The organism is Streptomyces sp. NPDC055189 (assembly GCF_053606765.1).
The window spans coordinates 1-25,524 of sequence record NZ_JBSGSG010000056.1; the positions used below are offsets into that span (position 1 = coordinate 1).

22 protein-coding genes are annotated in these 25,524 nt (G+C 71.3%); 11 read left to right on the top strand and 11 right to left on the bottom strand.

What is annotated here, in order from left to right:
- Window positions 1-164 precede the first annotated feature (164 nt).
- Window positions 165-1,769, bottom strand: a complete 1,605-nt coding sequence (locus ACWFR3_RS30735) for a FadD3 family acyl-CoA ligase (protein ID WP_453737920.1) — start codon at window positions 1,767-1,769, stop codon at window positions 165-167.
- Window positions 1,770-1,903: 134 nt separating this feature from the next.
- Here ACWFR3_RS30735 and ACWFR3_RS30740 point away from each other — a divergent pair, with 134 nt between their 5' ends.
- The 3 genes from ACWFR3_RS30740 to ACWFR3_RS30750 all read left to right on the top strand — a co-directional run bounded on the left by ACWFR3_RS30740 (window position 1,904) and on the right by ACWFR3_RS30750 (window position 4,375).
- A complete protein-coding gene (locus ACWFR3_RS30740; protein ID WP_453737921.1) occupies window positions 1,904-3,055 on the top strand; it encodes a lipid-transfer protein in 1,152 nt (383 codons plus the stop codon).
- A gap of 91 nt (window positions 3,056-3,146) precedes the next feature.
- The gene (locus tag ACWFR3_RS30745; protein ID WP_453737922.1) at window positions 3,147-3,608 is read left to right on the top strand and encodes a Zn-ribbon domain-containing OB-fold protein; all 462 of its coding nucleotides are present in this window, start codon (window positions 3,147-3,149) and stop codon (window positions 3,606-3,608) included.
- Window positions 3,605-4,375 carry an enoyl-CoA hydratase/isomerase family protein gene (locus ACWFR3_RS30750; RefSeq protein WP_453737923.1) on the top strand — a complete coding sequence of 257 codons (771 nt, stop codon included), beginning with the start codon at window positions 3,605-3,607 and terminating at the stop codon, window positions 4,373-4,375. The genes ACWFR3_RS30745 and ACWFR3_RS30750 overlap by 4 nt, the downstream gene beginning before the upstream one ends.
- 205 nt (window positions 4,376-4,580) lie before the next feature.
- On the opposite strand, the gene ACWFR3_RS30755 is transcribed toward ACWFR3_RS30750, so the two are convergent.
- Entirely contained in the window at window positions 4,581-6,947 is a 2,367-nt protein-coding gene (locus tag ACWFR3_RS30755) for a serine/threonine-protein kinase (protein ID WP_453737924.1), read from the bottom strand.
- A 316-nt stretch (window positions 6,948-7,263) separates the two neighbouring features.
- Here ACWFR3_RS30755 and ACWFR3_RS30760 point away from each other — a divergent pair, with 316 nt between their 5' ends.
- Entirely contained in the window at window positions 7,264-7,911 is a 648-nt protein-coding gene (locus tag ACWFR3_RS30760) for a TetR family transcriptional regulator (protein WP_453737925.1), read from the top strand.
- Window positions 7,912-8,030: 119 nt separating this feature from the next.
- Here the strand turns inward: ACWFR3_RS30760 and ACWFR3_RS30765 are convergent, their stop codons facing one another.
- Window positions 8,031-8,510, bottom strand: coding sequence for a nitroreductase family deazaflavin-dependent oxidoreductase (locus ACWFR3_RS30765; protein ID WP_453737926.1), 480 nt, complete (start codon window positions 8,508-8,510; stop codon window positions 8,031-8,033).
- Window positions 8,510-9,811 (bottom strand): acyl-CoA dehydrogenase family protein, encoded by a 1,302-nt coding sequence (locus ACWFR3_RS30770; RefSeq protein WP_453737927.1) that lies wholly within the window; start codon window positions 9,809-9,811, stop codon window positions 8,510-8,512. Before ACWFR3_RS30770 ends, ACWFR3_RS30765 begins: the two co-directional genes overlap by 1 nt.
- A 148-nt stretch (window positions 9,812-9,959) precedes the next feature.
- On the opposite strand from ACWFR3_RS30770, the gene ACWFR3_RS30775 reads away from it, so the two are divergent.
- Window positions 9,960-11,192 carry a thiolase C-terminal domain-containing protein gene (locus ACWFR3_RS30775; RefSeq protein ID WP_453737928.1) on the top strand — a complete coding sequence of 411 codons (1,233 nt, stop codon included), beginning with the start codon at window positions 9,960-9,962 and terminating at the stop codon, window positions 11,190-11,192.
- 19 nt (window positions 11,193-11,211) lie between these two features.
- Here the strand turns inward: ACWFR3_RS30775 and ACWFR3_RS30780 are convergent, their stop codons facing one another.
- Entirely contained in the window at window positions 11,212-11,442 is a 231-nt protein-coding gene (locus tag ACWFR3_RS30780) for a hypothetical protein (RefSeq protein WP_365860416.1), read from the bottom strand.
- Window positions 11,443-11,669: 227 nt separating this feature from the next.
- Between ACWFR3_RS30780 and ACWFR3_RS30785 the strand changes: the two genes are divergently transcribed.
- Window positions 11,670-12,386, top strand: coding sequence for a pyridoxine/pyridoxamine 5'-phosphate oxidase (locus ACWFR3_RS30785; RefSeq protein WP_453737929.1), 717 nt, complete (start codon window positions 11,670-11,672; stop codon window positions 12,384-12,386).
- A gap of 63 nt (window positions 12,387-12,449) precedes the next feature.
- Here ACWFR3_RS30785 and ACWFR3_RS30790 read toward each other — a convergent pair whose 3' ends face one another.
- Window positions 12,450-13,328: a GNAT family N-acetyltransferase gene (locus tag ACWFR3_RS30790; RefSeq protein ID WP_453737930.1), complete on the bottom strand. Its 879-nt coding sequence runs from the start codon at window positions 13,326-13,328 to the stop codon at window positions 12,450-12,452.
- Between the two features lie 75 nt (window positions 13,329-13,403).
- Window positions 13,404-13,820, bottom strand: coding sequence for a Zn-ribbon domain-containing OB-fold protein (locus ACWFR3_RS30795; RefSeq protein ID WP_453737931.1), 417 nt, complete (start codon window positions 13,818-13,820; stop codon window positions 13,404-13,406).
- A gap of 326 nt (window positions 13,821-14,146) precedes the next feature.
- Between ACWFR3_RS30795 and ACWFR3_RS30800 the strand changes: the two genes are divergently transcribed.
- The 4 genes from ACWFR3_RS30800 to ACWFR3_RS30815 all read left to right on the top strand — a co-directional run bounded on the left by ACWFR3_RS30800 (window position 14,147) and on the right by ACWFR3_RS30815 (window position 19,442).
- Window positions 14,147-15,316 (top strand): flavin-containing monooxygenase, encoded by a 1,170-nt coding sequence (locus tag ACWFR3_RS30800; RefSeq protein WP_453737932.1) that lies wholly within the window; start codon window positions 14,147-14,149, stop codon window positions 15,314-15,316.
- 261 nt (window positions 15,317-15,577) lie between these two features.
- Complete coding sequence (locus ACWFR3_RS30805) at window positions 15,578-17,803, top strand: acetate--CoA ligase family protein (protein WP_453737933.1); 2,226 nt, start codon at window positions 15,578-15,580, stop codon at window positions 17,801-17,803.
- An 85-nt stretch (window positions 17,804-17,888) separates the two neighbouring features.
- Window positions 17,889-18,731, top strand: coding sequence for an enoyl-CoA hydratase/isomerase family protein (locus tag ACWFR3_RS30810; protein WP_453737934.1), 843 nt, complete (start codon window positions 17,889-17,891; stop codon window positions 18,729-18,731).
- A gap of 78 nt (window positions 18,732-18,809) precedes the next feature.
- The gene (locus ACWFR3_RS30815; RefSeq protein WP_453737935.1) at window positions 18,810-19,442 is read left to right on the top strand and encodes a flavin reductase family protein; all 633 of its coding nucleotides are present in this window, start codon (window positions 18,810-18,812) and stop codon (window positions 19,440-19,442) included.
- Here ACWFR3_RS30815 and ACWFR3_RS30820 read toward each other — a convergent pair.
- On the bottom strand, window positions 19,435-20,718 hold the full coding sequence (locus ACWFR3_RS30820; RefSeq protein ID WP_453737972.1) for an MFS transporter: 1,284 nt from the start codon (window positions 20,716-20,718) through the stop codon (window positions 19,435-19,437). The two genes, ACWFR3_RS30815 and ACWFR3_RS30820, sit on opposite strands and share 8 nt — an antisense overlap.
- Before the next feature lie 151 nt (window positions 20,719-20,869).
- Here ACWFR3_RS30820 and ACWFR3_RS30825 point away from each other — a divergent pair, with 151 nt between their 5' ends.
- Complete coding sequence (locus ACWFR3_RS30825; RefSeq protein WP_453737936.1) at window positions 20,870-21,892, top strand: GlxA family transcriptional regulator; 1,023 nt, start codon at window positions 20,870-20,872, stop codon at window positions 21,890-21,892.
- Window positions 21,893-22,264: 372 nt separating this feature from the next.
- On the opposite strand, the gene ACWFR3_RS30830 is transcribed toward ACWFR3_RS30825, so the two are convergent.
- The 3 genes from ACWFR3_RS30830 to ACWFR3_RS30840 are packed head-to-tail and all read right to left on the bottom strand — an operon-like array spanning window position 22,265 to window position 25,505.
- Entirely contained in the window at window positions 22,265-23,335 is a 1,071-nt protein-coding gene (locus tag ACWFR3_RS30830; protein WP_453737937.1) for a Zn-dependent alcohol dehydrogenase, read from the bottom strand.
- On the bottom strand, window positions 23,332-24,579 hold the full coding sequence (locus ACWFR3_RS30835; protein ID WP_453737938.1) for an acyl-CoA dehydrogenase family protein: 1,248 nt from the start codon (window positions 24,577-24,579) through the stop codon (window positions 23,332-23,334). Before ACWFR3_RS30835 ends, ACWFR3_RS30830 begins: the two co-directional genes overlap by 4 nt.
- Window positions 24,580-24,593: 14 nt before the next feature.
- Window positions 24,594-25,505, bottom strand: coding sequence for an SDR family oxidoreductase (locus ACWFR3_RS30840; protein ID WP_453737939.1), 912 nt, complete (start codon window positions 25,503-25,505; stop codon window positions 24,594-24,596).
- Window positions 25,506-25,524 lie beyond the last annotated feature (19 nt).

Sequence of the window (25,524 nt, forward strand, 5' to 3'; positions counted from 1 at the left end):
TCGGTAGGGACGGACGGTGCCCCGTTGTGGGGCTTGACCAGGACCGATGCCACCATGCCGACACTCCAGAACCGCTAGAACGGAGTGTTGGGAGATCCCGAGGGCAATGAGTTCTGCGTGGAGTGCAGTGCCGCCGAGCGCGAGGCGATCATCAAGAGCGGCAACTAGGCTCGACGGCGGCGCAATTCGTGTTTCACGACCTTGCCGCTCGCGTTCCTGGGCAGCTCCGTCACGAACTCGATCTCCCTGGGGACCTTGTAGTTCGCCATCTCGCGGCGTGACCACGCGATCAGGTCGTCGGAGGTGAGGACCGCACCCGGCCGCCGCACCACGTACGCCTTGCCGACCTCGCCGAGCCGCGGGTCGGGAACGCCGATCACCGCCACGTCCGCCACCTGCGGGTGTACGCCGATGAGTTGCTCTATCTCGGCCGGATAGGCGTTGAATCCGCCGACGATGAACATGTCCTTGATCCGGTCGGTGATGCGCAGGTTGCCCGCCTCGTCGAGGACCCCGACATCGCCCGTCCGCAGCCAGCCGCCCGGCGCGAGCGCCTTCTTCGTCTCCGCCGGGTCCTCGAAGTAGCCCTGCATGACGTTGTGTCCGCGTACGAGGACCTCGCCGGGGCGGCCCGGCGAGAGCACCTCGCCGCCGGGGCTCACCACCCGCACCTCCGTGTCCGGGATGGCCCGGCCCGAGGTGGACGCGATGGTCTGCGCCGCGTCCCCCTGGTGGCACATCGTGACGATGCCGCTCGCCTCCGAGAGGCCGTATGCCGTGAGGACCGTGGCGATGTGCAGCTCCGCGCGCAGCCGCTCGACCAGTTGCAGCGGGACCACCGCCGCACCCGTCACGACCAGGCGCAGGGCCGAAAGGTCGTGCTGGTCGCGGGCCGGGTGGTCCAGGAGGGACTGGTGCAGGGTCGGCGGGCCGGGCAGGACCGAGATCCGCTCCGCCGCCACGTTCGCTAGGACCGTGTCCACGTTGAAGACCGGCTGCGGGATCATCGTCGCGCCCCGCATCAGGCAGGCGATGATCCCCGCCTTGTAGCCGAAGGTGTGGAAGAACGGGTTGACGATCAGATAGCGGTCGCCCTCGCGCAGACCGGCCAGCTCGCTCCAGATGCCGTAGCAGCGCAGGGTCTGGGCGTGGGTGATGACCGCGCCCTTGGGGCGGCCGGTGGTGCCCGAGGTGTAGACGATGTCCGAGGGCGCCGCCCCGTCGACGCCGTCCGCACGCCCCCGTACGTCATGGCCGCTCACCCCGTCACCGCTGGCCAGGAAGTCCTTCCAGGTGCGGAACTCCTCCGGGGCGTCGTCGGACAGGACCACGACCTGTTCCAGGTGCGGGAGGCCGGGCAGCGGGCCGTCCCCCTTCCCGTCGGCCGCCGCGCGGCGCAGCGAGGCGACGTACGACGTGCCGAGGAAGGTGCCCGTCACGAAGAGCAGCCTCGCGCGGCTGCGTTCCAGGACATAGGCCGCTTCGGCTCCCTTGAAGCGGGTGTTGAGGGGGACCAGGACCGCGCCCGCCGATACGGCGCCGAGCGCGGAGACGATCCAGTCCAGGGTGTTGGGGGCCCAGACGGCCACTCTGTCACCGGATTTGACCCCGTTGGCGATACACGCGGCGGCGGCCCGCTCCACGCGGCGGCCGAGCCCGGCGTACGAGACGCGGGTGCGGCCCTCGACGACCGCTTCCCGGTCTCCGTACCGCTCGGCGGCCGCCCGGACCAGTCCCGGGATGCTGCCCCACTCCAGGTCGCCGCGCATCACAAGCCCCTCCGCCGCAGTAGCTGACTATCCGTCAGATTAGCTGTAACCTGACGCGCTGTCAGCAGTCGGGACGACGTATGGCGAAGCCCCGGAGCCTCGCCACTACGCCACTCGCGGAGGTGCCGTTGCCCATGGCTTCACTCAAAGACGCTACAGCGATAGTCGGGATCGGGCAGACCGCGTTCGCCAAACAACTGCCCGAGGACGAGAAGACGTTGGCCTGCCGGGCGATCGTCGCCGCGCTCGACGACGCAGGTATCGCGCCATCCGAGGTCGACGCGTTCGCCTCGTACACGATGGAGGAGACGGACGAGGTCGAGGTCGCCAAGGCGATCGGCTCGGGCGACGTGACCTTCTTCAGCAAGGTCGGTTACGGGGGCGGCGGTTCCTGCGCCACCATCGCGCACCTCGCGTCCGCCGTGGCCACCGGGCAGGCGAGCGTCGGCATAGCATGGCGCTCCCGCAAGCGGGGCAGCGGACCGCGCCCCTGGAAGAACACGGCGGTCCAACTCCCCACCCCCGCCCAGTGGACCCGCCCCTTCGGCCTGCTCCGCCCGGCGGACGAGATCGGGATGCTGGCGCGCCGCTACATGCACGAGTACGGGGCGACCCGCGACCACCTCTTCAACGTGGCCCTCGCGTGCAGGAACCGGGCCAACCAGAATCCGGCCGCGATGATGTACGAACGCCCGCTGACCCGCGAGATGTACATGTCGTCGCGCTGGATCAGCGAGCCGCTGTGCCTCTTCGACAACTGCCTGGAGACGGACGGCGCGCTGGCCTGCGTGATCGTGTCGGCCGAGCGGGCACGGGACTGCCGCCAGAAGCCGGTGTACGTCCACTCCGTCGCCCAGGGCCTGCCCGCGCAGCACCACGGGATGGTCAACTACTGGAACGACGACCCGCTGACGGGCCCGGCCTGGACGGCCGCCCGACACCTCTGGAAGCAGGCGGACTTCGCCCCCGAGGACGTCGACGTGGCGCAGATCTACGACGCGTTCACCCCGCTGATCCCCCTCTCCCTGGAGGGATACGGCTTCTGCGGCCGCGGCGAGGGCGGCGCGTTCACGGAGGGCGGCGCCCTGGAGAGCGGCGGCCGGCTGCCGATCAACACCGGTGGCGGCGGCCTGAGCGAGGCCTACGTCCACGGCTTCAACCTCATCAACGAGGGCGTGAAACAACTCCGGGGCACGAGCACGGCCCAAGTGCCGGACGCGGCAACGTGCTTGGTTACAGCCGGGGAGGGCGTACCAACGTCGGCGGTACTTCTACGCGCCCCGTAAGGGGCGCGGGGAACTGCTCCGGGCCCCGTAAGGGGCGCGGGGAACTGCGCGAGCAACCACGACGCATCCGCGGACGGACAAGGACGATCACATGGCAGACGCGACGACAACGCCCGAGCCCCTGCTCTCCCCCACCATCGACAAAGACGGCGCCCCCTTCTGGGAGTACGCAGCACGGGGCGAACTGAGAATCCAGGCCTGCGCCAACCCCGGTTGTGGGGAGCTCCGGTTCCCGCCCAGGGCATGCTGCCCCCACTGCCAGTCCTTCGAGTCCGAGTGGCAACGCATGAGCGGACGGGGCCGCATCTGGTCCTACGTACGACCACACCCACCCCTGCTCCCCGCCTATGCCACACACGCCCCCTACAACGCGATCATCGTCGAGCTGGCCGACGCCCCCCGCATCCGCCTGGTCGGCAACCTCGTCGCGACCCCGGACGCCCCGCTGGACTCGGTCGACCCGGAGCGCCTCCGCATCGGCGCGAAGGTGCAGGTCGCGTTCACCGACGTGGACGGGATCGCGATGCCCCGCTGGCTGCTGGAGCGGCCATGAGCCTGCGTACGGCGTTCGACAAGGAGAAGGGCGTCGCGGTCGTCACGCTGGACCGCCCCGCCCGCCACAACGCCATCGACATGGCGACGGCCGCCGAACTGACGGCGACCTGGCGGGAGTTCCGTTTCGACGACACGGTGCGGGCGATCGTCCTCACCGGCGCCGGCGAGAAGGCGTTCTGTACGGGCATCGACCGCGACACGGACGTACCGCAGCCGGGCTCCCCCTACTCGATGGACGATCCGCTCCTGTCCGTGGGCCCCAAGGCGAACGACCTGTGGAAGCCGGTCATCGCCGCCGTGAACGGCATGGCGTGCGGCGGCGCCTTCTATCTCCTGGGTGAGTCGGAGTTCGTCATCGCCGCCGAGCACGCCACCTTCTTCGACCCGCACACCACATACGGCATGGTCAGCGCGTACGAGGCGATCCTCATGGCGCAGCGCATGCCGCTCGGCGAGGTCGCCAGGATGTCGCTGATGGGGACGGCCGAGCGGGTCTCTGCCCGCCGGGCTTATGAGACGGGCCTGGTCTCCGAAGTAACGTCCTCCGACGGCCTGTTGACGGCGGCCACCCGCGCGGCCGAGGTGATCGCCGCCTGTCCGACCGAGCCGGTCCAGGGGACGGTACGGGCACTCTGGGCGGCGAAGGAGGCGGCCCGCACCGGGGCCCTGGCGCAGGCGCCGCACCTCATCGCCCTCGGCAATCTGCCCCCGGAACGCCAGGCGGGCCTCTTCACGGGGCGCGGCTCGGGCTTCCGTACCAGGTGAGCGAATCAAACCGCCGCCTCGCGCGGTTCACGCACTCGGCGTAACGTCACGAGTGGACGGCCGCCGTCCGACCCCCCTTCCACCACGGCACGACGGCCGTCACGACACAGGGCACGCGGGGCAATCGGGCGGGTGGGCGGGAAAAAATCCGCCGCGAAGCGGGCGGCACGGGCGGGAGACGACCCGCACCCCGGGACGGCGGGGCCTAGGACCGGGCGGTCCCGGTCCCCCGCTCCGCGTCCAACGCGTACACGCACCGATCCTTGCTGCACGCGTACACAACGCCATCCCGCACCACCGGCGCCCCGGTGATCTCGCCGCCCGTGGCCAGCTTCCAGCGCAGACGCCCGTCGTCCGCCTTCAGGGTGTACAGCAAGTGGTCCGTGGAACCGAAGTGAATCCGCCGGTCGGCCACGACAGGGGCGCCGACGACCTCGCCGCCGGCCTGGAACCGCCACTTGGGCGTCCCCGTCACCGCGTCGAGCGTGTAGAGCCCCTTGCCGCTGCCCACGTGCACATGGCCGTCGGCGACCAGCACGGGCTCGATCGAGGCCCGCGACTCCGTGGCGATGCGCCACCTGTCACGGCCGTCCGTGGCATCGAGGGCGTACACGGTCCCGAGGTAGTCCGCGAGGTACACGCCGCCGCCGGTGACAGCGGGTCCCGGCGCGAACGCGGGCGGGCACAGGAACGCAGCGGGCGCCTCGAAGTGCCACCGGACATGGCCCCCTGCCACGTCGATCGCGAGCACCCGGGTGCCCGCGGACACGTACACGTACCCGTCCTGCGCGGGCGCGAGCCGCACCGGTACGCCGCCGCACGAGGCCGCGTCGCCGATGGGGTACGACCACCGCTCGTCGCCCGTACGGGCCTCCAGGGCGCGCAGGCGCGCGTCCTTCCAGACGTAGACCGTGCCGTCGTGGATGACGGGTCCCGCCTCGGGGGTCTCGAAGTCGGTCTGGGCCCCGGTGATCTCCCAGAGCTTCTGGCCGTTCGCGGCCTCCCAGGCCTGTACGCCGCCGCCGCGCGTGCCGGTGACGACGGTGCCGCGGTCGGCCTGGAGGGAGTACACCCAGGCATCGGTGTTCAGGCGCCACATGTCGGTGCCGTCGGCGCCGTCGAGGGCGTAGAGGGTGGGGCCGTCCGAGGCGTGGATGCGGCCGTCGGCGACCGCCATGGACCAGGCGACGTCCCGCGTCTTGAAGCTGCGGCGGCCCGTGCCGACGTCCAGGGCGTGGACCTCGAAGGACGTGACGTACACGAGGTTCCCCGCGACGGCGGGCGTGCCCCACACGTCGTTGGACATCCGGAACCGCCAGGGCCGCCAGGCGGCCCCCGCGTCCGGCGCGACGGTGGGCGCGGGCACCACGGGGTCGACGCCGTTCGCCGCGGCCTTGGACCGCGACCACGAAGCGGCGAGCCCGGCATCGGCGGACGGCGCGCCCCCGGCGGCGGCGCGCGCGTCGGCCACCCGCGGGCCAGGACCGATCGGCACCTTCGCCCCGGCGAGATGCACGGGACCGGCGTCCGGCACACCCCCGAAGGGCGGCGGCTGCGTCGGCGGCGCGGGCGGCGCGTGCTGCGGAGGCGGCGGAGCAGCGACGGCGGGGGCACCACCGCCACGGCCGCCACTGCGCCCGGAGGAGGCAAGGGCGGCCCGCACGGGCGGACGCCCGCCCCGGCGCGCCTCGATCAGCGCGACGGCCCGCTCGGGCAGCCACGCGGATGCCGTACCGCTGTCGCCGTCCTCACTCTCCGAGGCGAAGAGGTGGGGTGCGAGCTGGGCCTGGAGGTCGTTGGGGCTCGGCCGCAGCGGCGCCTCCATCTGCATGCACGTCTCGATGAGCGGGCGCAGCTCGTCCGGGAGTCCGGCCAGGTCAGGGCCCTCGCGGAGCAGCATGAAGACGGTCTCGACGGGGTTCGCCCCGTGGAAGGGCGCGTGCCCGGTGGCGGCGAAGACCAGCATCGAGCCGAGCGAGAAGACGTCGCTCGCGCCGGTCACGCTGCGTGAGTCCTTCGCCTGCTCGGGCGACATGTACGCGGGCGTGCCCACGGCGACGTTCGTCATGGTCAGCCGGGTGTTGGAGACGCCGGACGCGATGCCGAAGTCGATCACGCGCGGCCCGTCCTCCACCACGAGGACGTTCGAGGGCTTGAGGTCACGGTGGACGAGGCCCGCTCCGTGGATGGACTCCAGGGCCTCGGCGACGCCGGCCGCGAGCCAGCGCACTGCCTGCGTGGGCAGCGGCCCGTGTTCATTCACTATTTCTTCGAGCGAGGGGGCGGGTACGTACGCGGTGGCCAGCCACGGCACCGCCGCGCGCGGGTCGGCGTCCACCACAGCGGCCGTATAGAAACCGGACACGGCCCGTGCCGCCTCGACCTCGCGCGTGAAGCGGACGCGGAACAGCTGGTCCTCGGCGAGCTCGGTCCTGACCGTCTTGATCGCCACGCGCCGCCCTGACGCGGAGCGTGCGAGGTAGACAAGGCCCATGCCACCGGCTCCGAGCCGGCCGAGCACCTCGAACGGGCCGATCCGCCTCGGATCGTGCTGCGTCAGCTGATCCACCACTTGCCCTGCCACCTCCCCGTACGCGGGCGCCGTATGAGCGGCCCCGTGCAGCGTCTCACCACCGAGCCGCTCCGGCGGCACGCACCCTGATTCTTCCTGTCCGGGGCGGCGGTTGCGAACCCGGGGCGGGATCGGGGTGTTGTGGGACAAAGAAGACGCCGAGGGGAAGAAGACGCGTGAGTGGAGCCTGATTCGAACGTGTGAGCTATTCAAGCACGGCGCCGGAGCGTCGCGCGGAGCGGAGCGGAATACCGCCCTCAACCCCATTTGCACTCGGCCGAATCGCGCTCCGATCACCCCTCGGTAAGCTGACGGCATGACAGGACAGGTACGTACCGTCGACGGCCGCGTGGCCGGTCGGCGCGGTCAGGCGACGCGTCAGAAGCTGCTCGACTGCCTCAGCGAGATGCTCAGCTCCTCGCCCTACCGGGACGTCAAAGTCATCGACGTCGCCCGGAAGGCGGGGACTTCACCCGCGACCTTCTATCAGTACTTCCCCGACGTGGAAGGCGCCGTCCTCGAAATTGCCGAGCAAATGGCGGTGGAGGGCGCGGAGTTGACCAAACTCCTCGACGGCCGCTCCTGGGTCGGCAAGGCGGGATGGCAGACCTCGCAGGAACTGGTCGAGGGCTTTCTCGACTTCTGGCGCAAGAACGACGCGATCCTCCGGGTCGTCGATCTGGGTGCAGCGGAAGGCGACAAACGCTTCTACAAGCTCCGCATGAAGATCCTGAACTCGGTCAACAACTCCCTTACGGACACCGTCAAGGAGCTCCAGACCAAGGGCAAGGTCGACAAGGACGTGAACCCCGCGGCGATGGCGGGCTCCCTGGTGGCGATGCTCGCCGCGGTCGCCTCGCACCAGCGCGGCTTCCAGACGTGGGGCGTCAAGCAGGCCGAACTCAAGCCGAACCTCGCACTGTTGGTACATCTGGGCGTAACAGGCAAGAAGCCGACGAAGTAAGGCATTTCACGCTTGTCTTCTGACGCGTTCCCAAGTCCTGTCACCACAGCGGCGGATCACGATGTCCCAGTGATCCGCCGCTGTGTTCCCCGGGCGGTTGCGTACCCCTGACGGCCCCGTCAGTGGTCCGTACGCCGCTCCAGGCGGAACAGGCGGATCTCCCGCTCCACGCGGGACTGGTACGTCGCGTAGGGCGGCCAGAACTTCAGCGCCGCATCCCATGCCGCGGCCCGCTCATCTCCCGCCAACAGCCGCGCCCTGACCGGAATGTCCGCACCGCGCCAGTTGACGTCCGCATCCGGGTGGGCAATGAGATTGCCGGTCCAGGCGGGGTGTCCCGGACGCCCGAAGTTGGAGCCGACGAGTATCCAACTCCCCGACTCCTCCGGCATACACGCCAGCGGTGTACGCCGCGGGAGCCCGCTCTTGGCGCCGCGCGCCGTCAGGATCACCCCCGGCAGCATCTTCGCGCTGAGCAGCACCTTGCCGCGCGTGAGACGGTGCACCGTGCGGTCCATCGCGGGGACGACGTGCGGGGCGATCTTCGCGAAGACCCTGGTGGACGACACCTTCTGCACGAGCCGGACGCCGGGCGCCATCAGACGGCCGCCGTCGGCTGGGTGCTGCCTGAGGCCGGCTGGGTGCTACCTGAGGCCGGCTGCGTGCTGCCGGAGGCCGGCGCTTTCGCGGCGGCGAACAGGTCGGCCTGTTCCGCCGCGCGTGCCCGCAGTCGGTGCACCGGCCCGAAGAGCAGCTCGTCGCTCGACGCCCGCTTGAAGTACAGATGCGCCTCGTGCTCCCAGGTGAAGCCGATGCCGCCGTGCAGCTGCACGGCCTCCGAAGCGGCGGTCCGCAGCGCGTCGAGCGCCTGCGCGAGCGCGAGTCCCCCCACCCGCTCGACGCCCGCTCCCGCCGGGCCGGAGCCCGCCCCCTCGGACCCCGCCCCCGCGGCCCACGCCGCGTAGTACGCCGCCGACCGCGCGGCCTGCACCTGCACGTACACGTCCGCGAGCCGGTGCTTGACGGCCTGGAAGGACCCGATCGCCCGCCCGAACTGCTCGCGCTGCTTCACGTACTCCACGGTCCGCTCAAGCGCCCGGTCCGCCGCCCCCACCGCCTCGGCGGCGAGCACGGTGGCGGCACGGTCGCCGGCCGCGGCGAGCGCGCCCGGCACGTCGGCGTCGTCGGCGGCTCCGAGCAGCTCGGCCGTCACGTCACGCAGTTCGACGCGGGCCTGCGGCCGGGTCTCGTCCAGGGAGGTCTGCCGGGTCCGTACGAGCCCTGCCGCCCCCTCGCGCACCAGATAAAGCAGCGTGCGGGAGCGGGCGAAGCCCCCCGTATGCGCGGCCACGACGAGCAGGCCGGCACTGTGCCCGTCGAGCACCTGCTCGGCCTGCCCGTAGAGCCGCCAGACCCCGTCGTCGGCGAGCTTGGCCTGGACGCCGCCCGCGCGGCCACCGCCCGACCAGTCGCCGAGGTTGTCGCCGACGAGCCCGAGCGCAGTGGCGAGCCCGGTGCCGGGCACGGCGAGCGCGGCGGTGAGGCCGCCCTCCGCGATGCGCGGCAGCAGCTCGGCCCGCTGCTCCCCGGTGCCCAGGCGCTCCAGGAGCGGGGCGACGAGCGCGGCGGTGGCGAAGAGGGGCGAGGGGGTGAGGGCGCGGCCCAGCTCCTCGCTGCCGAGGGCGAGCTCCGCCGGGCCGCAGCCCACTCCCCCGTACGACTCGGCAATGGCGATGCCCGGCAGGCCGAGCTGTTCGGCGAGGGCGGACCAGAGGGCGGCGTCGTACCCGGCGGGGGTGCGGACCGCTGCCTTCACCTCGTCGGGGCCGCAGCGTTTGGTGACGAGCTCACGAAGGGTGCGGCGGATTTCTTCCTGCTCCGCGGTGAAGGCGGCGTCCATCGGCGGGCTCCTCCCCGGGGTGGCGGCCAAGTCCGCCGACCCAGATCTGACGGGCCGTCATGCTAAGACCGCGCCCGGCAGATGCACAGGGTCACGACGCCACGTAACGCTCTCCCTGGTGAGCCACATCTGATGTACCGTCAGATTTATGCCAACTCTGCCAACTCCCCCTCCTCCCAACCCTTCCGGGGCACGGTCGGGCACGGGCTCGGCGATACGCCCGCGCAAGGTGGCCGTCGTCGGCATATCCCTCTCCGACTGCGGCCGCGTCGACGAGGCCACCCCTTACGCCCTGCACGCCCGGGCGGCCCGTCGCGCCCTTGCCGACTCGGGCCTGGGCCGCGAGGTCATCGACGGCATCGCGTCCGCGGGCCTGGGCACGCTCGCCCCGGTCGAGGTCGCCGAGTACCTGGGCCTGAAGCCGCGCTGGGTCGACTCCACCTCCGTCGGCGGCGCCACCTGGGAGGTCATGGCGGCCCACGCGGCGGACGCGATCGCCGCGGGCCGCGCGAACGCCGTGCTCCTCGTCTACGGATCGACGGCGAGGGCGGACATCAAGGCGAAGCGCCGCACCTCGAACCTCTCCTTCGGCGCGCGCGGCCCTCTCCAGTTCGAGGTTCCCTACGGCCACTCCCTGATCTCCAAGTACGCGATGGCCGCGCGCCGCCACATGCACGAGTACGGCACGACGCTCGAACAACTCGCCTCCGTCGCGGTCCAGGCACGCGCGAACGCCGCGACCAACCCCGACGCGATGTACCGCACCCCGATCACCGTGGACGAGGTCCTGAGCGGCCCCATGATCGCGGACCCGTTCACCAAGCTGCACTGCTGCATACGCTCCGACGGCGGATGCGCGGTGCTCCTCGCGGCGGAGGAGTACGTGGCCGACTGCGCGTCGGCCCCCGTCTGGGTACTGGGCACCGGCGAGCACGTCTCGCACACCACGATGTCGCAGTGGGAGGACTTCACGGTCTCCCCGGCGGCGGTGAGCGGCCGCCTGGCGTTCGAACGGGCGGGCATGAGCCCCGCGGACGTCGACGTGGCGCAGATCTACGACGCCTTCACCTACATGACCCTGGTGACCCTTGAGGACCTGGGGTTCTGCGCGAAGGGAGAGGGCGGCGCGTTCGTGGAGAAGGGCCGCCTGCTGCGGGACGGCGAACTCCCGACGAACACGGACGGCGGCGGCCTCTCCGCCCAGCACCCCGGAATGCGGGGCCTCTTCCTGCTCGTCGAGGCGGTGCGTCAGCTGCGGGGGGAGGCGGGCGAGGGCCGCCAGGTGCGCAAGGCGGGAGGAAGGCTGCCGGAGGTGGCGGTGGCGTCGGGGACGGGCGGATGGTTCTGCTCGTCGGGGACGGTGGTGCTGGGGCGGGGCTGAGGAGCCCCGCCCGCACCGGTCAGGAAACGTACAGCTTGTAATAGCCGGTGCCGCCGGGCTTCGGGTCACACCTGTACTTGTTGAAGCCCTCGCGGACGTAACTCTGCCCCGCGTCGATGCACTTGCTCTGGCTGGAGTACGTGGCGATGTACTGCCAGGCCTCGGCCTGGGCCTGCGCGCTGACGGCGCCCGCGCCGAGCAGCGAGACGGCTGCGGCGCCTGTGGTCAGAAGTGCTGCGATTTTGCGCACGATGTTCTTCCTTCCCGTCCGGTCATGGTGCGGAAGTGACGCACGGGGATCATGTTGAAGATTTCACGTGCCTGCAACAGGTTTGGCGAGATCGCGTATAAGCATCCAAGTACCTTGCGCATAAGGCGAGTTCAGCGGCCGTCACCGGAATTGCTGCTTCGTCGAACATCCGCATCCGGAGCTTCGGCCTCAACCGGACACGACGACCGCTCCCGTAGATTCGGTGGATGGACGACTCCGACAGCAGGCCCGACGGCAGCAGGCCCGATGACACCAGGCCCGACGACACCACCCACGGCCGTGCCCTCCTGCGCTCCCTGCGCGTCTGGGACACCGAACTGCCCCCGTTCGATACGGCGACCGCGCCCGCAGAACCGCTGCCCCTGTTCTGGCAGTGGTTCGTGGACGTGGCCGAGGCGGGGCAGGTGGAGCCGCACACGATGACCCTGGCGACGGCGGACGAGTCGGGCCGTCCCGACGTACGGACGCTGATGCTGCACGACGCGGACGAGTCCGGCTGGCACTTCGGCTCGCACGCGGGCAGCGCGAAGGGCCGCCAGCTCGCGGCGCGCCCCGAGGCCGCGCTCGGGTTCTACTGGCCCGCGCAGGCCCGCCAGGTCCGGGTGCGCGGCCGGGTCACGACGGCGGGCGCCGCCGAGAGCCGCGCCGATCTCGCACGCCGGTCGCCCGGGGCGCTGGCGTCGGCCCTGGTCGGCAGGCAGAGCGAGGTACTGCCGTCGTACGGGGACCTGGTGGCCGCGAGCCAGGCCGCCTGGGAGCACGCTCAGGCCGAGCCGGACGCCCCGGCGCCGAGCTGGACGCTGTACGTACTCGAACCGGACGAGGTCGAGTTCTTCCAGGGGGACGCGCGGCGCCGGCACGTGCGGCTGCGCTACCGGAAGGACGCGGACGGAGGCTGGGTCAGGGAGCTGCTGTGGCCGTGAAGCCCGGCTGCTGTGGCCCTGAGAGCCCGCATCGCAGCACAGCACGGCACAGCAGGATGAAGGTCAGCGCGTGAAGTCGTACTGCGCGAAGTCCCGTACCGGACGGAAGCCGATCCGCTGGTAGAGCCCGGTGCTCGTGGGGTTGGCGGAGTCGGCGAAGAGCAGCACCTCGTCCGCGCCTTCGGCAAGGGCGGCACGGCAGACCTCGACGGTCGCCGCTCCCGCGTAGCCACGGCCGCGGTGCGCCGCGGGGGTGTAGACGGGGGCCACCCGGACCTGGCCGCCGACGCGGCGCGTGCGGCCCGACATGGCTACGGGGGTGCCGTCGGGGGTTTCCCAGAGGGTGATGCCTCCATAGGCGATACGGGTGTCGGCCCAGGTTCCGGAGATCATCGCCCGGGGAGCACCCAATGCCTCACCGAACTCATGGTGCCAGCGCATCAGCAGCTCCCGGTCCGCCTCGGTGGCGACGCGCGCGGCGCCTTCCGGGGCGGGGTCGGGCGGGGTGAGGGTGCCAAGGCCGTACAGCCTGTCGTGCACGGCGACCTCGGCGGTCGCCCCCGTGTGGCGCTGCCAGGCCCGCGCGAACGCCTCGGCGGTGTCCCGCTCGCCACCGACGCCGGTCAGCTTCTCGCCCGCGTCGGAGAGCAGCGCGGCGAGGTCGTCGGCGGCGGCTCTGTCAGCGAGCGGGCTCAGCGCGAGACGGTGCGGCGGGGTCCACATGAAGACGCCCTCCACGACGCCGTCACCCGCGGCACGGATCCCGAAGTGGGGTACGCCGTCCCCGTACACGTGGAGCCCGTGCGTGCGCAGAGTCTCGCAGGCGCTGAGCAGCACGGTGTGCGTGACGGGGTCGGAGTGCAGGAACTTCGCTGCTCCGGCGAGGAATTGCTCCAGGTCAGGAGTCAGCTGCCAGGTGGCGTAGGGGTCCGAGGAAGCCATGCCCCCATCTTCACCCGCGCCACACCCGTAGCAGAAGCCGATGAGCACATCACGCCGAAAGCTCATCCCGATCCCTCACGACACCCCCCGGAAGACCGGCACCGTCACGCCCTCCCCCGCATCCCGGAACGCCACCTCCAGCGCCATCCCGATCCGCAGCCCGGCGGCCTCGCACTCCACGATCTCCGTCATCATGCGCGGGCCTTCGGCGAGGTCGACGACCGCGGCGACGTACGGGACGCGGGAGCCGAACGGCGGCAGATCGTTCCTGTGCACCACGGACCATGTGTAGAGCGTGGCGCGGCCGCTCGCCCGCTCCCACGCGCCCTCCTCGCTCCAGCAGTACGGGCAGAACTCGCGCGGGTAGTGGTGCGCCCTGCCGCATCCGCCGCAGCGGCGGATCAGAAGGTCTCCCCGCGCGGCCGCGTCCCAGTACGGGCGGGTGAAGGCGTCGGGTTCGGGCAGGTCGAAGCGCGGATCCCCGGCGCTCACAGCGCTTCCTGTGCTTCCTGCGCTTCCAGCGCTTCCCGGGCTGCCACTGCTCCCTGTGTTCCCGGTCCCTGTGCTCCCAGTGCTCCCCATACGGCTGTCTCCCACTCCGGGTAAGGGTTTCTGACGGCATCTGACGGCACGTCAGTTCAACGCACACCTGCCCCCTGCGCAAGGGTCGTACGCAAGAGGCGGTACGGGGGATCGGCCCGCCTGCGTGCCGCGGGGGCCGTCGGCGTAAGCCCGCCGCGTACACCCGTGATCAATTCGCAACCGGTTTGGGGCTTGACCGTCCCCCATCAAGTGACCACGTGATTACTCTCAGGTCCATGGCCGACACCACTCCCCCACAAACGCCACACCAAGACCGTCCCGTTTACGTCGTCGGGGGCGGACCCGGCGGCCTTTCCGTGGCGGCCGCCCTGCGTGCGCGAGGCGTACGCGCGGTCGTGCTCGAGAAGTCCGACCGGGTCGGCGCCTCCTGGCGCACGCACTACGACCGCCTGCACCTGCACACGACGCGACGCCTCTCCGCCCTGCCGGGGCTCGCGATACCGCGCGCCTTCGGACGGTGGGTGTCACGTGACAACGTGCTCCGCTACCTGGAGAAGTACGCCGAGTTCCACCAGCTGGAGATCGTCACCGGCGTCGAGGTCTCCCGCCTGAAGCGCGCCGCCGACGGCAGAGGCTGGCTGCTGCACGCCACCGGCGGCCGTGAGCTGACCGGCAGCGCGGTGGTGATCGCCACCGGCTACAACCACACCCCCCACCTGCCGGACTGGCCCGGCCGCGACACCTACACGGGCGAACTCCTGCACGCGAGCGCCTACCGCGAACCGGGCTCCTACGAAGGCAAGGACGTCCTGGTCGTGGGCGTCGGCAACACCGGCGCCGAGATCGCCGTCGACCTCGCCGAAGGCGGCGCCGGGCGCGTACGCCTCGCGGTGCGCACCGCGCCGCACATCGTCCGCCGCTCCACGGCGGGCTGGCCCGCGCAGCGCACGGGCATCCTCTGCCGCAGGCTGCCCGTCTCCCTCGTCGACCGTCTCGCGGGCCCGATCGCGAAGGCGAGCGTCCCCGACCTGTCCGCACAGGGGCTGCCCCGCCCCGCCACCGGCCTCTACTCCCGCGTCAACGAGGGCGCGATCCCGGTGCAGGACGTCGGCCTGATCGACGCGGTGCGCAAGGGCCGGGTCGAACCGGTCGCGGCCGTGGAGGCGCTGGAGGACGGCAAGGTCGTCCTGGCCGACGGCACGCGGATCTGCCCCGACGCGGTCATCGCGGCCACGGGCTACCGCCGCGCCCTTGAACCGCTCCTCGGCGACCTCGGCGTACTCGACGCGAAGGGCACCCCGCTGGTCCGCGGCGCCCGCACTTCGAAGTCGGCCCCCGGCCTCTACTTCACCGGGTTCACGAACCCCATCAGCGGAATGCTGCGGGAGATGGCCCGGGACGCGGAGAAAATCGCAAAGGCGGTGGCAACCCGCCAGAGCCGCTAGCCCCTTAAAGGGCGCGGGGAACTGCGCGACCAGCCACGACGGCCCCGCAGTCGCCCGCCCCCCCTTCACACAGATCCCCCGTGGCCGGTACTACCCCCTCCCGGCGCCAAAGATCGCCGGAGGGGAGTAGCACCCCCCGAGCCATGGGTACCGCTAAAGGGCCGCCCCAATCTTCGTGCAGCACTGTTCCTGACACAGCGTCAGTTCAGTAATCTGACTATGCGTCAGTTGCATTCCTTTCCCACAGGAGCGGGCGGCCCGATGCTTGGATCGACTTACGGCACCTTCACCACCGACCCCCGCCGCGCGCATGTTGTGGCCTGCGGCGAAGCCCCGGCACCCGCCGTCCACGGACAGGCCGCCACGGCGGACGACCTGGACGTGAGCGGCCGTCCCCTGCACGCGGACATACCTGATCTGGACCGGTTCTTCCGCCCCGAGTCGGTCGCCGTCATCGGCGCATCGGACGCCGAGGGCCGGCCGAACACCGGCATCACGCGCCAGCTCATGGACTGGGCGGAACGCGGCGGCACCCGGCTGCATCCGGTGCACCCCACCCGCCGGTCAGTCTTCGGCACCCCCTGCTTCCCCTCCGTAGCCGACCTGCCGGAACAGGTCGATCTGGCCGTACTCCTCGTCAGTGATCCCCTTCCCGTGATCGAGGAACTCGCCGAGTCCAAGGTGAAGTTCGCGGTCGCCTTCGCCTCCGGCTTCGCCGAGACCGGTGCGGAGGGAGCGGCCGCGCAGGCCCGTCTTGCCGCCGCCGTGGAGCGCTCCGGGATGCGGCTGCTCGGGCCCAACACGAACCTGAACGCCTTCGAGAAGTTCCGCGACGACCTCGAAGGACCGGCGATCGCCCTGATCACCCAGTCCGGCCACCAGGGACGCCCCGTCTTCACCATGCAGGAGATCGGCGTACGCCTCTCGCACTGGGCGCCCACCGGCAACGAGGCCGATCTGGAGACCGCCGACTTCATCTCGTACTTCGCCGAGCGCCCCGAGGTCGGAGCCATCGCCTGCTACGTCGAGGGCCTCAAGGACGGCCGCTCCTTCCTGCTCGCCGCCGACCGGGCGGCCCAGCACGGTGTGCCCGTCGTCGCGGTGAAGGTCGGCCGCACCGAGACCGGCGCCCGCATGGCCGCCTCACATACCGGCAAGCTCACCGGCGCCGACACGGTCGTCGACGCGGCGATGCGGCAGTACGGCGTGATCCGGGTGGACGGCCTCGACGAACTGCAGGACACCTCCGCCCTGCTGGCGCGCGCCAGGCCCCCGCAAGCCGAAGGCGTCGTCGTGTATTCGATCTCGGGCGGCACGGGCGCGCACTTCTCGGACCTGGCGACAGAGGCGGGGCTGCGCCTTCCCGCCCTCTCGGAGGCCAAGCAGGCGGAGCTCCACCAGTGGATACCGGACTACCTGAACGTCGCCAACCCCGTCGACAACGGCGGGCACCCGGTGGGCGACTGGCGCGGCCGGAAGATCATCGACGCGATCCTGGACGATCCGGAGGTGGGGGTGCTGATCTGTCCCATCACCGGGCCCTTCCCGCCGATGAGCGACAAGCTGGCGCAGGACCTGGTGGACGCGGCGGAGCAGACGGACAAGCTGGTGTGCGTGGTGTGGGGCTCGCCCGTCGGCACCGAGGAGGCCTACCGCACCACGCTGCTCGGCTCCTCGCGCGTCGCCACCTTCCGCACCTTCGCCAACTGCATCACGGCGGTGCGCGCCTATCTGGACCACCACCGGTTCACCACCCGCTACCGCTCCCCCTTCGCCGAGGCCCCGCGCACGCCCTCGCCGTCCTTCCGCAAGGCGCAGGCCCTGATGCGGCCCGGCCAGCAGCTGAGCGAGCACGCGGCGAAACAGCTGCTGCGCGCGTACGGGATTCGCGTACCGCGCGAGCAGTTGGTGACCAGCGCGGCGGCTGCCGTACGGGCGGCGGGGCTCGTCGGCTACCCGGTGGTGATGAAGGCGTCCGGGGCGCACCTTGCCCACAAGACCGAACTCGGCCTGGTGAAGGTCGGTCTCACCTCGGCCAGCCAGGTGCGCGACGCCTATCGGGAGCTGACGGACATCGCGCGCTACGAGGGGATCGCCCTTGACGGCGTCCTCGTCTGCCAGATGGTGGAGCGGGGCGTCGAGATGGTGGTGGGCGTGACGCAGGACGAGCTCTTCGGGCCGACGGTGACGGTCGGGCTGGGCGGCGTGCTTGTGGAGGTCCTGCGGGACGTGGCCGTACGGGTGCCGCCCTTCGGGGAGTCCCAGGCGCTCGCGATGCTCTCCGAGCTGCGCGGGAGGCCGCTCCTCGACGGGGTCCGCGGCGCGCCCCCTGCCGACATCGACGCGCTCGTCGAGGTGGTGCTGCGGGTTCAGCGGATGGCTCTTGAGCTGGGCGATGACCTGGCGGAGCTGGACATCAACCCCCTGATGGTGCTGCCCCAGGGGCAGGGGGCGGTCGCTCTGGACGCTCTTGCCGTCTGCCGGTGAGCGGGTTCTCAGGCCGCCGCTTCGAGGCGAATTTCTCCCGCGCGCCCACCCGAACACCCCGCAGCGAAATGGAGTACCACGCCCCATGACACCCTCCCCCGAAGCCGGAACCAAAGCCGGAACCGGCGCAACCGATCCCCTCGACTCATTGGTACTCCACGCCACTGACAACGCCGTCTCGTGGATCACCCTCAACCGGCCCGAAGCCATGAACGCCGTCACCTGGGACCAGCGCGAACGCGTCATCTCGCTGCTCGCCGACGCCTCCGCCGACCCCGCCGTCCGCGCCGTCGTGATCACCGCGACCGGCAAGGGCTTCTGCGCGGGCGCCGACCTGCGCGGAGCCCCCGTCACCGCCGAGCGTGTGCCCGGTGACGTGGCGCGCACGATCAAACTGGGCGCCCAGCGCCTCATCTCCGCGGTCCTCGACTGCGAGAAGCCGGTGATCGCGGCGGTGAACGGGACCGCGGCCGGGATCGGCGCGCATCTGGCGTTCGCCTGTGACCTCGTCATCGCCGCCGAACAGGCCAAGTTCATCGAGGTTTTCGTCCGCCGTGGCCTGGTACCGGACGGGGGCGGGGCCTATCTGCTGCCGCGGCTCATCGGCCCCCAGCGGGCCAAGGAGCTGATGTTCTTCGGGGACTCGGTGCCGGCCGCGGACGCCGAACGCCTCGGCCTCGTCAACCGCGTCGTACCCGCCGGTGAACTGGAGAAGACCGCCCGCGCCTGGGCGGAGCGCCTTGCGAGCGGGCCGACCCGCGCCATCGCCATGACGAAGCAACTGGTCAACGCGTCCCTCGAATCGGACCGTTCGACGGCCTTCGCGGCGGAGGCCGCCGCGCAGGAGATCAACATGACGACGGCGGACGCGAACGAGGGCGTGGCGAGCTTCGTCGAGAGGCGCTCCCCGTCGTACGAGGGCCGCTGAGCACGGGCAGGCAGCCGTCCGGCGCCCCCGTCGAAGCCCTTCCAATCTGACGACCCGTCAGCTTCAATGATGAATGTGATGGGACATGCAGGGATGGCGGCCACCGTCGTCCGATATCTCAGGTCGGTCGGAGCGCCGACCGCCACCGGCCCGGTCGAAGCCCTCCCGCGCCCCCAGCTGCGGGCGGTCGGCGACGACGAGCGGGCGCCGCTCGACGCGCGTGAATTCCGGCGCGTGCTGGGGAACTTCGCGACCGGCGTGACCGTTGTCACGGCACCGGCATCCGAAGGCGAGCCGGGCCCTGCCGGATTCGCCTGTCAGTCCTTCTCCTCGCTCTCCCTCGACCCGCCCCTCGTCTCGTTCATGGTCGCGCGTACGTCGACGACATGGCCGCGCATCGCCCGCGCGGGCGTCTTCTGCGTCAACGTCCTGGGCGCCGACCAGGGCGCCCTGTGCCGCGGCTTCGCGGTGAGCGGCGCCGACAAGTTCGCCGGCGTCGTGTACGACTCCGCGCCCGTCACCGGCTCGCCCCGCCTGGCCGGCGTACCGGCCTGGATCGACTGCACGATCCAGGCGGTGCACACCGGGGGCGACCACCTGATCGTGGTCGGCCGCGTCGACGCCCTGGGCGCCACCGACGACGGCGAACCGCTCCTGTTCCACCGGGGCAAGTTCGGCACGTTCGGAACGTCCGGCACGTTCGCTACGTGAGCGCGGGCCGCGCGCCTGCCTCGTCGTCACCGACCCGCCGCCGGATGACCAGGGACATCAGCGCCGCCACCGCGCACAGCGCCCCCGAGGCGATCCACATCACGTCGTACTTCCCGAAGGTGTCCCGCACGACACCGCCGATGAATGCCACGAGCGCGGCACCCACCTGGTGCGACGCGAGCACCCAGCCGAAGACGATGGCACTGTCGTCGCCGTACTGCTCGCGGCACAGGGCCAGGGTCGGCGGCACGGTCGCCACCCAGTCGAGGCCGTAGAAGACGATGAAGAAGATCATCGGCGGATGCACCGTCGAATCGAGAAGGAGCGGCAGGAAGAGCAGCGAGATGCCGCGCAGCGCGTAGTAGACGGCGAGCAGCCGCCGCGCGTCGAAGCGGTCCGTCAACCAGCCGGACGCGATCGTGCCCACGACGTCGAAGATGCCGATGACGGCGAGGAGCGACGCGGCTGCCCTGACCGGCATGTGGTGGTCTTGCGCTGCGGGCACGAAATGCGTCTGGATCAGGCCGTTGGTCGAGGCGCCGCAGATGGCGAAGGTCCCGGCGAGCAGCCAGAAGGGGCCGGTACGGGCCGCCTTGAACAGCACGGTGACCGCACGCCGCGCGGCCCCCGTGGCGGGCGGCGGCTTCTCCACGAACTCCTCGGAGCCGTACGGCTTCACGCCCACGTCCGCCGGATGGTCGCGCAGCAGCAGCCAGACGAACGGGACGACGGCGAGCGCGGCCAGGGCGACGGTCACCGCGGCGGGCCGCCACTCGTGCGTGTCCACGAGCCAGGAGAGCAGCGGCAGGAAGATCAGCTGCCCGGAGGCCGATGCCGCGGTCAGGATGCCGGTGACGAATCCGCGCCGCGTGGTGAACCACCGGTTGGTGACGGTGGCGGCGAAGGCCAGCGCCATGGACCCCGAGCCGAGCCCGACGAGCAGCCCCCAGCACAGCAGCAACTGCCAGGCGGACTGCATCCAGACGGTCGCCCCGGAGCCGACCGCGATCACGACGAGCGCGACCGCCACCACCTTCCGGATGCCGAAGCGGTCCATGAGCGCGGCGGCGAACGGTGCGGTGAGCCCGTACAGCGCGAGGTTGACGGAGACCGCGAGGCCGATCGTGCCGCGCGACCAGTGGAACTCCTCGTGCAGCGGATCGATGAGGAGCCCCGGCAGGGAGCGGAAGGCCGCGGCGCCGATGATCGTCACGAAGGTCACGGCCGCGACGAACCACGCGCGGTGGATACGACGCCGCTGCCTCGGCGCCTCCATGGGCGGGCCCGGCACCTCCGCGGGCGGCCCCGGCACCTCCGCTTGCGGCTCGACCGGCTGATTCACGTCTGTCTGGGTCACGACAACAGCCTCCGGATTTCCGTAACCCCAAACGAGTGGCCCAAAGGACAGCATTAGCTAGAATCGGGCCATGGCTTCCCAGACCGGCGCCACCCCCCGGACGACGCGGACCGGTATCACCCGGCACCGAGTGGTGGTCCTTGCCATGGACGGGGTCATCCCCTTCGAGTTCGGCATCCCGCAGCGGATCTTCGGCCGCGCGCGTGACGCCGACGGCGAGCCGCTGTACGAGATCGTGACCGCCTCCGTCCGCCCGCCGGGCCCGGTGCGCACGGACGCCGACTTCGCGATCCTCGTGGAGAACGGCCCGGAGTGCCTGGCGACCGCGGACACGGTCGTGATCCCGGCGTCGTACGAACTCGGTCCGGTCTACGAGGAAGGCCGCCTGACCGACGAACTGACCGCGGCTCTCGCCCACATCAAACCGGGCACGCGCCTCATCTCCATCTGCACCGGCGGCTACGTCCTCGCCGCCGCGGGCTACCTCGACGGCCGCACGGCGACGACGCACTGGGCGTCGGCGGAGCACTTCCAGCGCCTGTTTCCGCAGATCACGGTAGATGCGGAGGTGTTGTTCATCGACGACGGTGACGTGCTCACCTCGGCGGGTGTGGCGGCGGGGCTCGACCTCTGCCTGCATGTCGTGCGCGGCGATCACGGATCGGCGGTCGCGAACGACGTCGCCCGCCGTACGGTGGTGCCTCCGCACCGGGACGGGGGCCAGGCCCAGTACATCCAACGCCCCGTCCCTGAGCCACAGTTCGCGACCACGACCTCGGCGCGGGCCTGGGCGCTGGGGCGTCTCCACGAGCCGATTCAGCTCCGCGACATGGCGGAGCAGGAATCCATGTCCGTACGCACTTTCACGCGGCGTTTTCGCGAGGAGGTGGGGATCAGCCCCGGGCAGTGGCTTGCGCAGCAGCGGGTGGAGCGGGCGCGGCACCTTCTTGAGTCCAGCGAACTCTCCGTCGACCAGGTCGCCAGGGACGCGGGATTCGGTACTCCCCAATCCATGCGGCAGCACTTGCAGGCGGCGCTCGGTGTGACCCCTACGGCCTACCGCCGCACGTTCACCCGCCGGGCCCCGCGGTAGCCCTCCGGGGTGCGGTTCCTCACCCCGCATCTCTCCTGAACGAACAACCTCTCCCTCCCACCCGCCCGTTCACCCCGCATCCGACCCTGGACGAACAGGCTCTCCCGCCCACCCGCCCGATTGCCCCGCATCCGCCCCCATTGAGGCCGCAGTCGGCGTCGAGACGCGAGGGGGTGTGCCGGTATTTCCGCCCGGAGCACGGTTCGCGACACTCCCCAGCCGAAGTAGCCAAGCGCCCACCAGCGGATGGCGAGGACGGACATACCGGCGCGCACCCGCACCCACAGACGAACCAGCCCCGCACCAGAACAGGCCCGCACCCACAAACGAACCGAAACCGCACCCCCCGCCAAACGCCCCCGGCGAGAACCCTCAGAACGTCAGCACCCCCCGCGCCACCCGCCCCGCCTCCGCATCCCCCACCGCCTTGGCGAAGTCCTCCACCGGATAGACCTCCGTCACCAGCTCGTCAAGGAGCAGCCGCCCCTCCCGGTACAGCTCCGCGTACAGCGCGAAGTCGTGCTGCGGTCGGGCGGAGCCGTACCGGCAGCCCAGGATCGACTTGTCCAGGAACAGGGACGAGACCAGGAACGACGCCTCGGCCGTGGCCGGCGGTACGCCCAGGAGGATCGCCTGGCCGTGGCGGTCCAACAAGTCGACCGCCTGCCTGATCAGTTCGACCCTGCCCACGCACTCGAAGACATGGTCCGCCCCCGTCGGCAACAGCTCCCGCACGCCCTCCGCCCCCGCCGACGAGAAGAAGTGCGTCGCACCGAACTGCCGCGCCACCCCCTCCTTGTCGGGGTTCGCGTCGACCGCCACGATCCGCGTCGCCCCCGCGATCCTCGCCCCCTGCAGCACGTTCAGCCCGATGCCCCCCGTACCGATCACCACCACACTGTCCCCGCGGTCCACCTTCGCCCGGTTCAGCGCGGCACCGACCCCCGTCACCACCCCGCACCCGATCAAGGCCGCCGACGTCAGCGGAATGTCCTGCGGGATCTTCACCGCCTGTACGGCCTTCACCACCGTGCGTTCCGCGAACGCGGAGTTCGCCGCGAACTGGTAGATCGGCTCACCGCCCCGCGAGAACGGCTGGTCCGGCATCCCGATCGCCCGCCGGCACATCGTCGGCCGCCCCCGGTTGCACTCCCCGCACGTCCCGCAGCTGGCGATGGTCGAAAGGGCGACGTGATCGCCCGCACCCACATGCGTCACTCCCGCACCGACCGCCTCCACCACCCCCGCCCCTTCGTGCCCGAGCACCACCGGAGAGGGAAAGGGAATGGTCCCGTCGATCACCGAAAGATCGCTGTGGCACAACCCCGCGGCCGCGACGGCGACCAGCACCTCCCCCGGCCCCGGATCCCGTACCTCGAGGTCGTCGACGACCTCGACCCTGCTCCCCTCGGCCCTGCTCCTGTCGAAAACGACACCCCTCATCGCGCCTCCCTCGGCAGGCCGAGCACGCGCTCGGCGATGATGTTCCGCTGAATCTCGTCCGAGCCGCCGTAGATGGTGTCGGCCCGCGTGAAGAGGAAAAGCCGCTGGAGCGCGTCCAGTTCGTACGGGGCGTCCTCGCTCCAGTCCGCGGGACCGACGGCCGCCGCGGCCCCACGCACCGCCATGGCCAGCTCCCCGAGCCGCTGATGCCACCCGCCCCACAGCAGCTTGGCCACGCTGGGCGCACCCGCGTCGCCGACCCCATCGGCCCCCGAACTGCCCAACGTACGCAGCGCGTTCCACCGCATGACCCGCAACTCCGCCCACTGCCGCACCAGCCGGTCCCGCAGCACCGGATCCCCGACGGCCCCGCGCTCGACCGCCTCCCGGACCACACCCCCCAGCTCCTCCGCGAACCCGATCTGCTGCACGAGCGTGGAAACCCCCCGCTCGAAGCCGAGCAGCCCCATGGCGACGCGCCACCCGTTGCCCGCACCGCCCACCACATGCGAGGCACGCGCGATCGCCCCGTCGAAGAAGACCTCGTTGAACTCGCTCGTCCCCGTCAACTGCCGGATGGGGCGCACCTCGATCCGCCCCGGCTGGTCCATCGGCACCAGCAGGAAGGAAATCCCCCGGTGGCCACGGGACCCCGCCTCCGTCCGCGCGAGCACGAAGCACCAGTCGGCCTCGTGCGCGAGCGAGGTCCAGATCTTCTGCCCGGTGATGCGGTACGCGTCACCGTCCCGCACCGCCACCGTCCGCAGCCCCGCCAGGTCGGAGCCGGCGCCGGGCTCGCTGTACCCCTGGCACCACAGCGCTTCGCCGCGCGCGATCGGCGGCAGGAACTCCTCCTGCTGCTCCCGCGTGCCGTGCGCCAGAAGCGTCGGGGCCAGCAGGTTCTCGCCGATGTGCCCGTGGCGTCCGGGCGCCCGGGCCCGCGCGTACTCCTCGGCCCAGACAACCTGCTGGGTCAGCGTCGCCCGCCGATTCCCGTACGGGCCCACCCCTGACCCCGCACCCGCGCCACTAACAGTGTCCTCTCCCGAGCCCCACCCCAGCCCGATCCACCCGCCCCGCCCCAACTCCCGCTCCCAGGCAAGGCGTTCCGCCACGCCCTCGTGCTCACTGCCGGGCCCGCCCCGCCCCACCGCGCCCGCGAACGCCTCCGTCAGGTGCGCGCCGAGCCAGGCCCGCGCCTCCGCGCGGAACTCCTCGTCCTCGGGCCCGAATCCGAACTCCACCGCCCGGCCCCGCCCTACGCGTTCGGCCGGTCTTTGGCGGCGGCCGCCTTCGCCATCGCCTCGATCTGCGCGAGGAGCGGCATCGGGTCGACCCCCACCGTCCCCGGCAGGAAGTCGGCGATCTTCTCCGGGGTCCAGCCGCCCTCGACGTACCCGGCCCGCAGCTCACGGGGCTGGGCCCACACGGCGATCTTCGGTCCGGCGACCGTATAGACCTGCCCGGTGATCTTCTCCTCCCGCGCCCGGTCGCTCAGCAGATACGTGACCAACGCGGCCACGTCCTCCGGCTCCCCGATCTCCTTCAGCTCCATGGGAACGTTGGCGGACATCCGGGTCCGCGCGACCGGCGCCACCGCGTTGGCGGTGACCCCGTACTTGTTCAGGCCGAGCGCCGCGCTCCGTACGAGGGAGATGATCCCGCCCTTGGCCGCGCTGTAGTTGGCCTGCGCGACCGACCCCTGGTGATTGCCGCTGGTGAAGCCGATCAGCGTGCCCGTGCCCTGCTTGCGCATGACCGCCGACGCGGCCCTGAAGACGGTGAACGTGCCCTTCAGATGCGTGGCGACAACCGGGTCCCACTCCTGCTCGGACATGTTGAAGAGCATCCGCTCGCGCAAAATCCCGGCGACGCACACCACACCGTCGATCCGCCCGAACTCGGCGAGCGCGATGTCCACGATCCGCTGCCCGCCGGCCATGGTCGAGATGTCGTCGGCGACGGCGACGGCCTCGCCGCCCGCCGCCTGGATCTCCTTGACCACGCCGTCGGCTATCTCACTGGTCGGTTCGGCGCCCTCCATGGAGACGCCGTAGTCGTTGACCACGACCTTCGCGCCCTCGGCTGCGGCGGCGAGCGCGACCGCCCTGCCGATGCCGCGCCCGGCACCGGTCACGGCCACCACCTTGCCTGCCAAGAAGTTCCCCACGTCCGGCCCCTTCCCGCGG

Bases quoted from the DNA above. Each gene is read 5' to 3' on its own strand.
- ACWFR3_RS30735 (WP_453737920.1), bottom strand. From the start codon at position 1,769: ATGCGCGGCGACCTGGAGTGGGGCAGCATCCCGGGACTGGTCCGGGCG.
- ACWFR3_RS30740 (WP_453737921.1), top strand. From the start codon at position 1,904: ATGGCTTCACTCAAAGACGCTACAGCGATAGTCGGGATCGGGCAGACC.
- ACWFR3_RS30745 (WP_453737922.1), top strand. From the start codon at position 3,147: ATGGCAGACGCGACGACAACGCCCGAGCCCCTGCTCTCCCCCACCATC.
- ACWFR3_RS30750 (WP_453737923.1), top strand. From the start codon at position 3,605: ATGAGCCTGCGTACGGCGTTCGACAAGGAGAAGGGCGTCGCGGTCGTC.
- ACWFR3_RS30760 (WP_453737925.1), top strand. From the start codon at position 7,264: ATGACAGGACAGGTACGTACCGTCGACGGCCGCGTGGCCGGTCGGCGC.
- ACWFR3_RS30765 (WP_453737926.1), bottom strand. From the start codon at position 8,510: ATGGCGCCCGGCGTCCGGCTCGTGCAGAAGGTGTCGTCCACCAGGGTC.
- ACWFR3_RS30770 (WP_453737927.1), bottom strand. From the start codon at position 9,811: ATGGACGCCGCCTTCACCGCGGAGCAGGAAGAAATCCGCCGCACCCTT.
- ACWFR3_RS30775 (WP_453737928.1), top strand. From the start codon at position 9,960: ATGCCAACTCTGCCAACTCCCCCTCCTCCCAACCCTTCCGGGGCACGG.
- ACWFR3_RS30785 (WP_453737929.1), top strand. From the start codon at position 11,670: ATGGACGACTCCGACAGCAGGCCCGACGGCAGCAGGCCCGATGACACC.
- ACWFR3_RS30790 (WP_453737930.1), bottom strand. From the start codon at position 13,328: ATGGCTTCCTCGGACCCCTACGCCACCTGGCAGCTGACTCCTGACCTG.
- ACWFR3_RS30800 (WP_453737932.1), top strand. From the start codon at position 14,147: ATGGCCGACACCACTCCCCCACAAACGCCACACCAAGACCGTCCCGTT.
- ACWFR3_RS30805 (WP_453737933.1), top strand. From the start codon at position 15,578: ATGCTTGGATCGACTTACGGCACCTTCACCACCGACCCCCGCCGCGCG.
- ACWFR3_RS30810 (WP_453737934.1), top strand. From the start codon at position 17,889: ATGACACCCTCCCCCGAAGCCGGAACCAAAGCCGGAACCGGCGCAACC.
- ACWFR3_RS30815 (WP_453737935.1), top strand. From the start codon at position 18,810: ATGGGACATGCAGGGATGGCGGCCACCGTCGTCCGATATCTCAGGTCG.
- ACWFR3_RS30820 (WP_453737972.1), bottom strand. From the start codon at position 20,718: ATGGAGGCGCCGAGGCAGCGGCGTCGTATCCACCGCGCGTGGTTCGTC.
- ACWFR3_RS30825 (WP_453737936.1), top strand. From the start codon at position 20,870: ATGGCTTCCCAGACCGGCGCCACCCCCCGGACGACGCGGACCGGTATC.
- ACWFR3_RS30830 (WP_453737937.1), bottom strand. From the start codon at position 23,335: ATGAGGGGTGTCGTTTTCGACAGGAGCAGGGCCGAGGGGAGCAGGGTC.